This is a genomic window from Rufibacter hautae, from assembly GCF_008271695.1.
GTDB classification, from domain to species: Bacteria; Bacteroidota; Bacteroidia; order Cytophagales; family Hymenobacteraceae; genus Nibribacter; species Nibribacter hautae.
The window spans coordinates 1,670,877-1,684,421 of record NZ_VKKY01000001.1 but is presented as its reverse complement, the minus strand read 5'-3'; the positions used below and the strand labels follow the sequence as shown (position 1 = coordinate 1,684,421).

The 13,545-nt window shown below is 51.0% G+C and carries 14 protein-coding genes; 11 read left to right on the top strand and 3 right to left on the bottom strand.

Annotation, left to right across the window (positions count from 1 at the left end; genetic code table 11):
• Positions 1-239 precede the first annotated feature (239 nt).
• From FOA19_RS23290 to coaE, 8 genes are all read left to right on the top strand, one after another.
• The gene (locus tag FOA19_RS23290; RefSeq protein ID WP_190300300.1) at positions 240-413 is read left to right on the top strand and encodes a hypothetical protein; all 174 of its coding nucleotides are present in this window, start codon (positions 240-242) and stop codon (positions 411-413) included.
• A 208-nt stretch (positions 414-621) separates the two neighbouring features.
• Complete coding sequence (gene nusB / locus FOA19_RS06470; protein ID WP_223808759.1) at positions 622-1,761, top strand: transcription antitermination factor NusB; 1,140 nt, start codon at positions 622-624, stop codon at positions 1,759-1,761.
• Between the two features lie 131 nt (positions 1,762-1,892).
• Entirely contained in the window at positions 1,893-2,198 is a 306-nt protein-coding gene (locus tag FOA19_RS06465; protein WP_062543282.1) for a YtxH domain-containing protein, read from the top strand.
• Positions 2,199-2,208: 10 nt separating this feature from the next.
• Positions 2,209-3,207, top strand: coding sequence for an isocitrate/isopropylmalate dehydrogenase family protein (locus tag FOA19_RS06460; protein ID WP_149089931.1), 999 nt, complete (start codon positions 2,209-2,211; stop codon positions 3,205-3,207).
• A 33-nt stretch (positions 3,208-3,240) separates the two neighbouring features.
• The gene (locus FOA19_RS06455; RefSeq protein ID WP_149089930.1) at positions 3,241-3,789 is read left to right on the top strand and encodes a DUF1573 domain-containing protein; all 549 of its coding nucleotides are present in this window, start codon (positions 3,241-3,243) and stop codon (positions 3,787-3,789) included.
• A gap of 15 nt (positions 3,790-3,804) precedes the next feature.
• On the top strand, positions 3,805-4,140 hold the full coding sequence (yajC, locus tag FOA19_RS06450; RefSeq protein WP_149089929.1) for a preprotein translocase subunit YajC: 336 nt from the start codon (positions 3,805-3,807) through the stop codon (positions 4,138-4,140).
• 8 nt (positions 4,141-4,148) lie between these two features.
• Positions 4,149-5,129 carry a CdaR family protein gene (locus FOA19_RS06445; RefSeq protein ID WP_149089928.1) on the top strand — a complete coding sequence of 327 codons (981 nt, stop codon included), beginning with the start codon at positions 4,149-4,151 and terminating at the stop codon, positions 5,127-5,129.
• Between the two features lie 3 nt (positions 5,130-5,132).
• Complete coding sequence (gene coaE, locus FOA19_RS06440) at positions 5,133-5,729, top strand: dephospho-CoA kinase (RefSeq protein WP_149089927.1); 597 nt, start codon at positions 5,133-5,135, stop codon at positions 5,727-5,729.
• A 542-nt stretch (positions 5,730-6,271) separates the two neighbouring features.
• On the opposite strand, the gene FOA19_RS06435 is transcribed toward coaE, so the two are convergent.
• The 3 genes from FOA19_RS06435 to FOA19_RS06425 form a co-directional block, all read right to left on the bottom strand.
• Positions 6,272-7,438, bottom strand: a complete 1,167-nt coding sequence (locus tag FOA19_RS06435) for a hypothetical protein (protein WP_149089926.1) — start codon at positions 7,436-7,438, stop codon at positions 6,272-6,274.
• Between the two features lie 75 nt (positions 7,439-7,513).
• Positions 7,514-7,720, bottom strand: coding sequence for a hypothetical protein (locus tag FOA19_RS06430; RefSeq protein ID WP_149089925.1), 207 nt, complete (start codon positions 7,718-7,720; stop codon positions 7,514-7,516).
• Positions 7,721-7,916: 196 nt separating this feature from the next.
• Positions 7,917-10,085 carry a PKD domain-containing protein gene (locus tag FOA19_RS06425; protein ID WP_149089924.1) on the bottom strand — a complete coding sequence of 723 codons (2,169 nt, stop codon included), beginning with the start codon at positions 10,083-10,085 and terminating at the stop codon, positions 7,917-7,919.
• Between the two features lie 495 nt (positions 10,086-10,580).
• On the opposite strand from FOA19_RS06425, the gene FOA19_RS06420 reads away from it, so the two are divergent.
• The 3 genes from FOA19_RS06420 to FOA19_RS06410 all read left to right on the top strand — a co-directional run bounded on the left by FOA19_RS06420 (position 10,581) and on the right by FOA19_RS06410 (position 13,384).
• The gene (locus FOA19_RS06420; RefSeq protein WP_149089923.1) at positions 10,581-11,282 is read left to right on the top strand and encodes an Ig-like domain-containing protein; all 702 of its coding nucleotides are present in this window, start codon (positions 10,581-10,583) and stop codon (positions 11,280-11,282) included.
• A gap of 105 nt (positions 11,283-11,387) precedes the next feature.
• Entirely contained in the window at positions 11,388-11,930 is a 543-nt protein-coding gene (locus FOA19_RS06415) for an RNA polymerase sigma factor (RefSeq protein ID WP_149089922.1), read from the top strand.
• Positions 11,924-13,384, top strand: coding sequence for a PorT family protein (locus tag FOA19_RS06410; RefSeq protein ID WP_149089921.1), 1,461 nt, complete (start codon positions 11,924-11,926; stop codon positions 13,382-13,384). The genes FOA19_RS06415 and FOA19_RS06410 overlap by 7 nt, the downstream gene beginning before the upstream one ends.
• The last annotated feature ends 161 nt before the right edge of the window (positions 13,385-13,545 follow it).

Sequence of the window (13,545 nt, the reverse complement as noted above, 5' to 3'; positions counted from 1 at the left end):
GAGCGTCAGCGAGTTTGAGGCTTCTTGATTCTTTTGGTTACTTTTCTCATCAAGGAGAAAAGTGACAAACGCCCGCAGAGCGCATCTGCAACTAAAAGGTTGTAAGGAAAGAGATAAGAAGTAAAGGCAGAAGAAAGAAAGTCACGGAAGTAAATCCGCATCATAGTAGTTTTGAGGCTAGCGCCTCACTGCAGTTGCAAACTGCAGGCCATGGTAGGTCCAAGTTGAAAACTTGAACCATGAAAGAAGGGAGAAAGATCAGCAGAGGAAGTCATCCCCCTACTCCCTTCAAAGGGGGACGTGCGCTTTTCCAGTGTTTTCCAGAAAATGAAGCAAAAAAAGCAAAAAGAGAGGTGCAGGCTCCGTCTATGGGTAAGAACACCAACAACAGCGGTGACAATAAGCAAGCATAGAGGAACCTCGCCACAGGCGAAACTAAATTAAAATAACTCCGGTTTGCTTCTTGCCCCGTTAGTTCGGACCTTTGCGGCTGAATTGGGGGCCGGGCCGTATAAGCCTTCAAGGCGGCCCGTTTCAAGCCAACTTTTACCGTAATTTTCACGTTCACCACGTTCTTTCCTTATTATCATGCTCAACCGCAGAATACTCCGAATCAAAGCCATGCAAGCTATTTACGCCTACGTGCAGGCAGAAGGGTCTGACTACCAGTTGGCCTTGGACTTGATTGCGGACAGATTTGCCCCCGACCTGATGGCCATTGAGGTCCAGGACCGTAGAAAACTGGAAGGGCAGAAGCAGATCGCCAGCCTGCTGTTCAAAGAATGGTACGAGACCAAAAAGTTTGACACCGAGGAAAAAGACCGTGAGATCCTGGATGCTGCCCAGGCAGCCGTCAACTTCTACCAGAATACCCTGCGTAAAGACCTCAAGTACTTCGGGAATCAGATGCTCACCGCCGCTGAGGAGATCTATGACCGTTACCTGCTTACCCTGTTAGTGGGCCAGGAACTGGTCAACCTCATTGAGAGCGAAGAGCAGAAAGCAGCCACCCGCTTCACCGAGCGCAAAGATGTGAACCTGCGAAAACTGCTGGACAACAAAGCCTTGCAGAAACTGCTGGCCAACAAATTCCTGGAGCAGCGCGTGATCCGGAGAAACCTGAGCTGGGCTGGCGAGATGGAGGTCATCCAGAAAATTTACCGCAACCACCTCAAGACCGATGAGGAAGTGCTGGCCTATCTGCAGATCCAGGAACCTACCTATGAGCAGGACCACGATTTGCTCAAACATATCTTCAAAAACGTTATCTTTAAGGACGAGAACCTGCAGACCCTGTTTGAGGAAAAAGACCTGAACTGGGTAGAGAACAAATCGGTGGTGAAGAACCTGGTGAACAAATCCATCAAGATGCTGGAGGAGAACACCGATGAGAACCTGCCGCTGCTGGACTTGTCTGCCAGCTGGGAAGATGACAAGGCGTTTTTTGAGGACCTTTATAATGAAACCCTGAAAAATGACGAGAAGTACGAGGCCATGATCGCCGAGAGTGTGCAGAACTGGGATGTGGAGCGCGTGGCGCTCATGGACAAGATCATCCTGAAGATGGCGCTCTGCGAGATGCACATTTTCCTGAGCATCCCCGTAAAGGTGACCATCAACGAGTACATTGACATCTCCAAGGTGTACAGCACGCCTAAAAGCAAGCAGTTCATCAACGGGGTGCTGGACAAGCTCTCGCAGGACCTGCTTTCCAGCGGTGCCATCCGGAAATCGGGCCGAGGATTGCTGGATAACAAATAATCCGGGCCGGTTTTCGTTCGTAAGGAATATAAACGAGCTTTGCGTGCGGCGTTTAGGTGCTGATTTTATGAAAACAAGCCCTAAACGCGGTGCGGCTCCCAGATACAACCTACTATAACACTACCTAAACTATGGGCAAAAAAACCAATGCTATCCTTGCCTTTTCCTCCGGTATCGCCACAGGGGCGGTCTTAGGGATCCTGTTTGCGCCGGAAAAAGGCCGTGAGACCCGTGACAAACTGAGTTTTCAATTAGAGAAATACCGCGCCAGGCTGTTGGAGCTTTCCAATGACCTGATTGCCGGAAGAGAAGAACAAGGCTCTGCCGCCAAAACCGAAGGGCAGCGCGTGATCAAAGACGCCCGTGACAAAGCCGAGCGCCTTTTGCTGGACGTGGACTCCCTCATCAACGAAATAAACAGTAAAAAGGAAATATAAGCCCCTGACCATGACAACCGTTACCCTTATTCCCGGCGACGGGATAGGTCCTGAGATCACAGAAGCCGTGAAGGCGATCTTTGCAGCCGCAGAAGTGCCCCTTACCTGGGAAGAAGAAAACGCCGGCCAAACCACCTTTGAATCTAAAGGCGAGCTTATCCCGCAATCCCTCATTGACTCCCTGGAGCGGAACAGAATCGCCTTGAAAGGCCCTATCACCACGCCGGTGGGCAAAGGGTTCAAGAGCATCAACGTGCAGCTGCGCCAGAAATTCGATTTATATTCCAACGTGCGCCCTGCCAAAACCACGGCCGGTGTGAAAACCCGCTTTGAGGACGTAGACCTGGTGCTGTTCAGAGAGAACACTGAAGGTTTGTACTCCGGTTTGGAGATGTACGATGAGCGCCTGGGCATCTCTGACTCTATCGCCCGCGTAACCGTGGAAGGCTGCCACAAGATTGTGCGTGCCGCGTTCCAGTACGCTGCCAAGCATAACCGCCCCAAAGTAACCGTGGCCCACAAAGCCAACATCCTGAAATCGGCCGGAAGGTTGATTCTGGAGGCTGCCGCCAACGTGTCTAAGGAGTTTCCGGAGGTGCAGTGGGACGAGAAGATCATTGACAACATGTGCATGCAGCTGGTGAGCAAGCCAGAGCAGTTTGAAGTGATCGTGACCACCAACCTCTTCGGGGATATCCTCTCTGATCTGTGTGCCGGTTTGGTAGGCGGTTTAGGTGTGGTATCTGGCGCCAACATAGGTGATGACATGGCCATCTTTGAAGCCGTGCACGGCTCTGCCCCTGACATTGCTGGTCAAGGCCTGGCCAACCCAACGGCGTTACTGCGTTCGGGCTTGATGATGTTGCAGCACATGGGCTTGCACGAGCACGCTGACCGCATTGAGAATGCCCTGGAGATTACCCTGCTGGACAAAAGCTGCTGCACCCGTGATTTAGGCGGAACTGCCTCCACCTCAGAATTTGCGCAGCATATCATTTCTAATTTGTAACTTGTCCTATTCTTTAAATAGGCTTAATTTATTATGAAAAAGCAATTTATAATCGCGTTGCTCCTGGCTGGTGGCCTTTGGACCTCTAGCTGCGAGAAAAAAGCAAGTACAGATGAGACCGCCACTGCCACTGAGCAGAACGCGTCTGAAGGCAGCGCCCCTGTTGCCGCCAATGATCCCGTCACCAACCCTAACGTAACAGGGCAAGAGGCAGTGAACCCCAATGCCCCTAAGCCGGTCATGACGTTCAAGGAGACCGAGTTTGACTTTGGTGACATCAAGGCTGACAAGAAAGTGGAGCACACCTTCACCTTCACCAACACGGGTAAAGCGCCTTTGATCATTGAGAACGCCTCCGCAACCTGCGGCTGTACCGTTCCTGAGTGGCCGCATGAGCCAGTTGCCCCGGGCGGAACCGGTCAGATCAAAGTGGTATTTGACCCAACCGGCAAATCTGGTCAGCAGTCAAAGCAAATCACCATCACGGCCAACACTGATCCGCAGATCAATCAGGTAAGCATTAAAACCAACATCACCGGCGCAGTGCCACAAGCAGGAGCAGACGGACCTGTTCGCATGTAATCTTAGAACATCCTTATGTTAACTGTATTATTGCAAGCCTCCCCTGGGGGGGCAAACCTTTATTCCAACTTCCTGTTCATCGGGTTGATTATTCTGGTGTTCTACTTTTTCATGGTGCGTCCGCAGCAGAAAAAAGCCAAGGACCAGAAGAAATTCCGGGAGGAGCTGAAACGCGGGATGAACGTAGTAACCATTGGCGGTCTGCACGGCCGCTTGCTTAGCATAGACGATGACACCGTCTGGATTGAAGTAGACAAAGGCATCAAACTTAAGTTTGACAAAGTTGCCATTGCGGTGGAAGCCACTAGTCGGGTGAATGCCAACACCACTGCCGATACCCTTAACACCTAAGAGCCACCTTGCCATTTAACAAGACAAAGCACGCCCTCCTCTGGTTACTGAGGCCATTCTCGCCCAAGCAGAAACAGTACTGGAGGGTGGTGTTGCTTTGTTTTTTTACGGCCTCTACTTTCTGGCTCCTGAACGCGCTCAATAAGAGCTATACCACCCAAGTTTCTTACCCCATCCTGTTCAAGTACAACCCCAGGCAACTGGTGCCGGTGAAACCATTGCCCGAGGAGGTGATGATCAACGTGACCGGCAAAGGGTGGAAACTGCTCCGTAAGAACCTGCTTTTCAACGTGCGGCCGGCGCAACTCACCATCAGTGGGCTGCCCCAGTTGAAGCGCTTGCCCGGGCAGGCGCTACGCCCGGCCATTGCCAATGTGCTGGATGGCCTGAGCCTTAACTTTGTGGTCACAGACACCATCAGCTTTGATTTTGATCGATTGGTCACCCGCAAGTTCCCGCTGACCATTGACACCACCCAGGTAAAGGTAGCGGCCGGTCATGCGTTTATAGGACCACCCAAGATCCTTCCAGATTCTGTCACCTTCACCGGCCCAGAGCTTATCTTGAACCAGTTTTCCAATCCTTTCCTATTATCCCTTCCGGTGCAGAACCTGACGGGGCCGTACAAAGGAGAAGTGCCGGTAACCCATGACTATACCTCTCTGGTGAAAGCGGATGTGAGCGAGGCCGAGGTGCAGTTCAACGTGTTGCCGCTGGAGCGAAAAGAGGTTACGGTGCAGCCTGTCCTGCAGAATTTCCCCGCCGACCATCAACTGCGGTTGGTAAACGGACCCTTAATCCTGCATTATTCCTACCTGCCCCGCCACCGCGAGACAATCCTGCCAGAGCAGTTTCAGGTAGCCCTGGATTTCAAGAAGTTCAACTCCGCAGATTCCACCATTGTGCCTACAGTGCTGCAGAAAGCGGCCAATACTAAGCAGGTAGCCATTTTGCCGGGTAAGGTGAAGATATCCTTAACTCCGCAGTAAGCCATGCTGAAGATAGGCATCACCGGTGGTATTGGCTCGGGCAAAAGCATTGTCTGCCGATGTTTTCAGTTGTTGGGCGTTCCCGTCTACGATTCTGACACCCGCGCCAAATGGGTCATGAACCATGATCCGGAGTTGCGCGAGCAGCTCATCGCCACCTTCGGCCCGGAAACGTTTGATGCCCAACAGCACCTGAACCGCGCGTACCTCAGCCAAAAAGTTTTCCATAATGCCGCCGAATTAGCCAAACTGAACGGGTTGGTGCATCCGCAGGTGCGCAAAGACTTTTACACTTGGTTAGAGCAACAGGCGCATGCTCCTTACATCCTCAAGGAAGCGGCCCTCATGTTTGAGTCCAACGCCTACACCCAGGTAGACCATGTGCTCACCATATCAGCCCCGATAGCCCTCCGCCTAACCCGCACCCTGCAACGCGATGCCCATCGTAGTGCCACTGATGTAGAAGCCATCATCGCCAAACAACTCTCAGAAGAAGAAAGGGTCAGCCGCGCGCAGTTCGTCCTCCACAATGATGACACTCGCCTGGTTTTGCCGCAGGTTATTCAACTGCACGAGCAATTTCTGCAACTAGCCCAATAGACGTTTCTGACCTGTTTTCAAGAAAACAGGCTAGAAATAGCTGGTGTAAACATTCCTCTTTGCTTCCTGCAAGGGGATCAATACTGCTTTATAGTCTCACTATTCAAATCTTTCGGCTCACGGCAGTTGCAAACTGCCGGTCATTGTGGGTCCAAGTCACAGACTTGAACCATGGAAAATAACCCACCCCTACCCCTCCGAGGAGGGGAATGTGGAGCCTTTGAATCAAACCCTTTTCCAGCCTTTCGGTTGAGCGCCTTGTCAGGTTCCGGTGCCGCAGGCATTGCGACCGAAGGGAGCAAAGGAAGCTGGCGCAGCGCGAGGCCGGAAGGCGGGGCCTCGCGGCCGTGAGCGCACGGAGGGAAACCATGCAACAACCTAGTTCATGCACCCACGCAAACAACGGGCCTTCGCCAGCACAAACAGACTACGAATACACAAGCAAACGCAAGCAGATAACGGCCACGTAAAAAGACCTCCACACCTAAGCAATCAATCCGTTTCCAGCTTCTTTTCCCAAAAACAGCCCCTAAACAGAAACCCTATTTAATAATAGGATACCGGGTGAAAGGCTTAGACGGATCAAAAATCTTACGATACGTAATATGCGTTTTGTAGATGCGAGCCCCCAGCCCACGCGTCACCAGCATCATCTTCGGGTTGAAATCACCTACCCAGTTCATCTCTATCTCACGGGCGCCATAGGCGTTCAACGGCGCCTGGGCATGCACAATCATGTAAGAATCCACCCCTTTGGACTGGAACTCGGGCACCACCCCGAAGATCAACCCGAAGACTTTCTTGTCATGGCGTTTGTTGTAGCGCCAGCGGTGGTAGAGGAACTTGAGTTTGGCCGGTACGTTGAATTTTCCGTTCAGGTGCTTGAAGATCTGGTTCAGCTCGGGCAGCATGATGAAGAACGCGATGGGCTTGCCTTCAAAATACACGAAGTTGATGAGCTGCTCCACCATCACGGGTTTCATGCTTTTCACCATCTTCATGGCCTTTTCCAAGGTCATCTCATTGATTCCCGAGTGCCCGGCCCAAGCTTTGTTGTAGACTTCCAGAAAGTCCTGCGCCAGTTTTTCCAGGTTGTTTTTAGAAGGATGCCCAAAACTGTACCCCGGGGTAGCATCCAGCACGGCTGAGCGCTGGTACACCTTCTCCCCGAACCGCGCGTGCGTATCCATGTAATAGGTGTACTGCTTGAAATACACCTGGAACCCGTAAGCCTCAAATAGCTGCTGGTAGTACGGCGGATGGTAGAACATGCCGAAGTTTGGCTCCGTGAAACCCTGCACCAACAAGCCCCACCACCGGTCGCGCTCCCCGAAGTTGATTGGCCCGTCCATGGCTTCCATGCCTTGGGCCGCCAGCCATTTCTGGCAAGCGTCAAACAGCAGGTTGGCGGCCGCCTGGTCATGGATGCACTCAAAAAAGCCCATACCGCCGGTCACGTACTCAGAAGCGTCTTTGGTTTTGTTGTTCACGAAAGCGGCCACCCGCCCAATGGTTTGCCCCTGGCTATTCCGGAGAATCCACCGGATGGCAGTCCCGTTCCTGAAGTTAGGATTCTGTTTAGGATCAAATACCTGCTCAATGTCCTGGTCCAGCGGACGGATCCAGTTGGGGTGGTCTTGATAGATGGAGGAAGGAAGGTCTAAGAAAGCTTTGACGGTGGAAGCGTTGGTGACTTCAAGTAACTGCATATCCAGAGAGGGGCTAAGAAAGGCAAAAGTATGCAATTGCCCCAGAAGCACCATGCAAAGCCGGTTGCTCTTTTGTCAGCTCAATTTTCTCTGGAGGTTAAGCCAAGCCTGGTAGAACCGGGCCAGGTGCATGGCTTCGGTGAAAGGGTATTTCTGGTGGTCAAACGGACTGATGAATACCTCTTCCATCACCAGCCAGGAGATATTGAACCCCATGAAGTAAACGGGTTTCAGGCTCCAGCGCCAACCTTGTCTCAGCAAGATGTGGGTATCTTCATCCATGGCATCCTAATTCAAGCGGTGTTTTACATAAACCATTGTTCTACAAGGTGTAAGACCTCCTCAATGGTTACTACCTACAACGGAAAAGAAGGTCGCTTGTTTTCTGAAAACGATGCAAAAAGGGAAATAAAAAGAACGGCACCCCACAATTACGTGGGGTGCCGTCTAGATGAATGTTCCCTTATGCCAAGGTTTCTTACTTTTCTTTCAGGTACGCTCCCCGCTTGTTGTTTCCAAAAAAGTTTCCGCTGGAAGCATCTGCGTTGACAGTTCCCGCTCTGGTGACGTAAAGTCCCCAGCCCAAGCCGTTGTAGATTTCACAGTTGATGATCTTGGCGGAGCCTTTCACCATGATGTTGCTTGTGTTATTCAAGGTGGTGGCTCCGCTGGCCCCGGCGTAACTTACATTCACATCGTTCAGCTCATTCAATGGGCTGTTGCTCTCAAAGGTGATGCCTTTCCAGTACCCTAATTGGCTCTGACGGTGGAAGCCGGTAAAGGAAACCTCGGTCCCTGGGGCGCCTTTGGCGATAAGGTAGCCACCGTTCTGAATAAACATGCCTTTGTTGTCATCGAACTGGAGGCCAATGGAGCCTCTTGGGTCAAAGTGCATTTTAAGGCCAGATTTTACAAACAGGTCACCTACCACGTGGACCCTCAACCCTCCAATTGGGATGTTCCACTCCACTTCGTCTCCATTGTTCAAGGTGCCCTCGGTTTCCAGGCCGTTGTAGCCGTTGTTGTCATATAGCCTGGAGCCGGTGTCTATCTTGTGGATTTGGTTGGGGTCTACGTACATGGCGGCACCCGCATTCTGGCTGAAGGTATTGCTCCTGAAATCATTGAGATATCCGCCGCCGGGCGCTACCACCATGCCGTACCCTGCACTGTTCGTCAAAGAAGAGTTGGTGATGGTCAGGGCACCTTCGTAGCCGGGCAGGCTTGCGTCGCCCCAGAGCAGGAGGTTGCCTCGGTATTCTTTGCCCCCAATGTTGTAACTCGTTTCGCCGCCGTAAGACACCTCGGTATAAGCAAATTCACTTGTCTGGTTCATGGATCTGAACACGATGCCTCTCCAGGAGCCTTTGACTTTGGCGCGGCCGGTAAAGGTTATTTTCTTGGCTGCGGTTCCAATGGCTTTGAGGGAGCCCATCTCTCTTACGTACATTCCAGCTCCTTTCATGAACTCAATGGTAACGCCTGGCGCAATGGCTACACTACCTTCCATGGTAAGGTCGCCCACGGCCACATAGTTGGTTCCATCTTTCATGAGGGGCCAGGTAACGTTGGTGATGTACTGCGGCACTATGCCCGCAATGCCTATGCCTTTGTCTGCTCCGTTGTATCTAGACTCGGTGTCCAGGGTATGGATCTGGGAGGCTACTATGTACAGGGGCAGCTTGCTGTTGTCATTGAAGGAGTTATTGTAGAACGCGCCAAGGCTTCCCAGTACCGCTAGACCGTAGCCATTGGCATTGTTGAAGGAACAGTTGGTGGCTTTGAGGCTGGCCCCGCTGATATGATCGCCCCACACGCCTACGTTGGCTTTTACCTCAATTTCCCTTTGCGCGCTGCTTCCGCCGTAGGTTACTTCTACCAGGTGCATCTCCGCGTTGCTGCCCACAAAAATGCCTTTCCAGAAGCCTCTTACTTTCTGTTTGCCGGTGAAGGTGATGGTCTGGCTGGGGGTGCCGTTCGCGATCAAGGATCCCTGGCCAAGTATTTCCAGTCCTTTGTCGGCGTCAAATTCAATGATGACGCCTGGTTTCACCGTTAGCCGGGCCTTTACCTGCAGGAGGTTGGTCACGATGTAATCGGCTTTGCCGGGTTCAGTGAACTTGTCTTCCAGAACAAGATCAGACAGGATGTCGGTACTCAGGATGGTGGCGCTGTTAGGGTCTGATTTGGGAGTGGCGGTAACCTGCACGGTGTCCTTTTTCTGCCCGTTTTTGCTGAAAACGGTTAATTCCAGCTTGTACTGGCCGGCAGCATCTGGCACAAAGGTAGGTTTCACCTTCTTGGGGTTGGTTACGGCAGAAGTACTTCCGGTGGGTTTGGTTACCAAAGACCAGTTGTAAGAAATGGAATCGTTGCGGCTGTCTTTGGTGCTGGAGCCGTCCAGGGTAACGGTCTGGCCTACCTCTACCGTCTGGTCTGCTCCGGCGTCTACCGTAAGTACCCCTATAATAGGGGCAGGGGCATCTTCTTCGTCTTCCTGGCAACTCACCAGAAAGGTGGAAAGGGCAATCAAAAGCAAGGTCAGGGTCTTGACCGTCCCTGAAACAAGGCCTGCTTTACGGGTGAAAAATAAGGCGCGCCTTCCTTTTAAGGCCGCAGAAAGCAAGGTGATGAGTGAATTTTTCATAAAAATTAGACATAAGGATTCTTTGTAATCCTGATGAGGGACTACCAAAGGGTTTAGACAAAAGAGTTTGATTGGCTGGGTTGGAATCGCGGTTCTGAGGGTAAGACAGGGCCGAAAACGGAACGGTTGCCCGGCTCTGAAAAAAATTCTGAAAATTTTTACATCGTGTAGGAAGATAGATCTTGGGTAGGCAACTCAGAAGATATGAGCTATTGTGCAGGCGCCTGCTTCGGCTTAAGCAAAAGCTTTTATCCTGGTTGCATAAGCTTCAGCGGAGCCCATCAAGACACTCAACCAAGAAATGTTGCTTTTCATCAAGCTTGTAAGTAGCTCATTGGCCTGGGAAGCCTCCTGCAGGTGGAAACTGTTTTAGGGCTATTTTATTTAGACAAGGGGATAAGCGAGTTCCCTCATAATTTTTTATATTTATTTTTAACTCAGGCAACGGTTCACCGTGGGGACCTGTCTTACCAGCAGAACCCAAAACCCATGGTTATGAAAAAATACACCGCACACGCCTCCGCACTTCTGCTTTTAGTGCTGGGTCTTTTCAGTTGGAGCTGTGACCAGGAAGTAGGAGATGAACTGCCCCTCTCGTTTCAACAATTCAGTATTTACTCAGATGAAATGTATACCAGCGAGGGTGGCGTTTTTGAGAAGTTGATACTTTCTCCTTTGGTAAATGACAGCATCAAAACCGAGGTGACCATTAAGTACAGCCAACCTGCCCGTGGTCAACTGACCTCAGATTGCTACGGAGAAAAAAAGATGTGTTATGTATATGAGAAAGGCTATATAGGAGATGACAGCCTGACCTATACTGTATGTAGCGATAAGATCTGTAAAACAGAGAAAATTTTGCTTCACATTGAAGAACGCCTGGACCCATCCCGATGTATCACAAAACTTGGGAAAGATTCCTTGGAAACGACCATGAATACACCTAAGGAGATCAAGCCATTCGCGAACGATATCCTTTTTTGCGCCGATGGCAGTTCTTACGGCCCCATTGTGGTGCAACCGCAGCATGGCACCCTCCGGTTTTATGACTACGGTGGTACCTCTTACAAGAGCGTCACCTTCATCTACACGCCCAACCGGAACTATGTGGGAGATGATTCTTTCACCTACCGGGCAAACATTGGTTCTAACAGGTATGAAGACATGCAAGTGAAAGTGAAGGTAAAAGCCAATTAAAGAAGCTCTTTGCCTAAGAGTACCTACCCTCCAGCAGATTCCCCCCAGATCATATACCAGATTGAATTATACTATTGCGCGTCTCGCCAGTTAAGAAACGAATAGGTGGCCACAGAAGAAGAAATCATAGCGGGTTGTAAGCAGGAGAAAGCTGCTTTCCAGGAGAAGCTGTTTCAGCTGTACTCCCGCCGTATGATGGCGGTCTGCACGCGCTATACCAAGTCTAGGTTTGAGGCCGAGGATATCTTCCAGGAAGCATTTGTGAAGGTCTTCAAGAACATAAACACCTACCACGGAGGTTCTTTTGAGGGCTGGATGCGCCAGATCTTCGTGCATACGGCCATCAACCATTACCATAAAAACAAGAAGTACCAGGAACAGCTGGATTACAGCACGGTAGAAGAAGTTGTCCCCAACGATGATGATATCATTAGCACCATTTCGGCCCAGGAACTGCTGGGTTTGATCAACCAACTGCCCGAAGGCTATCGCCTTGTCTTTAACCTGTATATTGTGGAAGGCTTCAACCACCGTGAGATAGGTGACATGCTGCAGATTGCGGAAGGAACCTCCAAGTCACAACTGGCCAAGGCGAAAAGCTATCTTAAGAAGATGCTCCAAAAACACTCAATCTCTGAACAATGCTGACGGATAAAGAACAAGAAGAGATACGGCGCAAAATGCTGGGGCTGGAAGAAGAGCCTCCCGTGGGAAGCTGGAGCAAGATAGCCGCGGAGATCAGGCCACCCAAAAAACGGCGGCCTCTGGGATGGTTTTTTCTGGCAGCTTTGCTGTTGCTGGTAGTGCCCGGCGGTGTGTATTACATCATGGAAAACAAACCAGAAACACAGCTCACCCAAGTTGCCCAACAGGAGCAGCCGAAGCCCCAGATTGAAGCAGAAATCCCTAAATCAGCCCGAAAACAGACTCCTTCTTCAACCAAATCTGAAGCACGCTCCAGTTCAGTAGCCCCTGAGTCCAGAACCGCAAGCAGAACCGATGAGCCCGTTTTAAGGCAGATCACGCAAAACGAACCGAAAACACCCGGCGGCGAAACTCAGAACGTTAAACGAAGCCGCAGACGTGTTTCAATTCCTGTTCCGGTACCGGCAGGAAAAATCCTGGTGCTGGTTAACCCGAAAGATTCCATTCCGCAGGACACCCGTAGTACCCGTGAGGCACGCAACTCAAGCATAGCGAAGGATGTGCGGCTGGTAGTAAAAGACTCAGTAAAGAGCAGTGAGACCGCCCCTGTAGAAGGGCAGGCCCAGGTAACGGTAGACACCGCCAGCACGGGCGTGATGGTGGCAGACTCCTTGCAAGAACCGGTAACAGTAGACAAGCAGGAAGTGCCTAAGACAGATTCTTCGGCTACCGCCGAGGAGAAGAAAGTGAAACCAGGCAAGCCTTGGTTTTTGGGCTTCACGGTGGCGCCTCGTTATGCGTTCAGGTCGTTTAAACCGGAGGCAGCAGATGAGGTGTACATCTCCAAGGTGGCCAGCAGGAAGGGCTTGGATACCGAGCGGATGGGCTATGAATTTGGGCTGAACTTTGGCAAGATGCTCAAACGGAACCTGTACCTGGAAACCAGCCTATCTTTGATGAAGCTTCGGGAAAACGTTTCGTATTCGTACTCCTCGGGGCAGATAGACTCCGTGGTGGCCAGCACTTCCCCAGATGGAACCCAGGTGTTGAGACCCTATTATGCCGTAGATGAACGCCAATTGAAGAGTTCGTTTGCCTACGGAGGACTGCGCGTTGGTCTGACGTATTTCTTTCTGGAGAAGCCGCGCAGCCGGTTCAATCTGAGCGTAGCAGGCGGGATGAACCTGCTGGTGAAGGGCCGGACCCAGGAATTCATCAACGGAGAATGGAAAGAGACTATCACCTTTCCTTCTAAGGAAAACCTGTTGGAGCAGTCTAACTATAACCTGCTCATTGGGGCCGGGTATAATTTTATGCTGTTCAACAAGGTAGAAGTGATGTTCATGCCAAGTCTCAATTACTTTTTGGGCTCCACGTTCAAAGCGAGGGAGCCTTTCGGGTTACGTCCCTACACCTTGGGGTTCAACCTACAAATTAGAAAACGTTTCAACGATTAAAGGCATTTGGGTCTAAGCGTAAAGAAATAGCCGCTCCTGAAAAGAGCGGCTATTTTGTGTTATCTGAAAACTGGTAAATCGGCTTTTATAATGTGGGTTTCTCCTAACGCATACACTTCAGCCCAAACGTTTTTGAAGCCATTTGCCAATTTTAGCCTCTA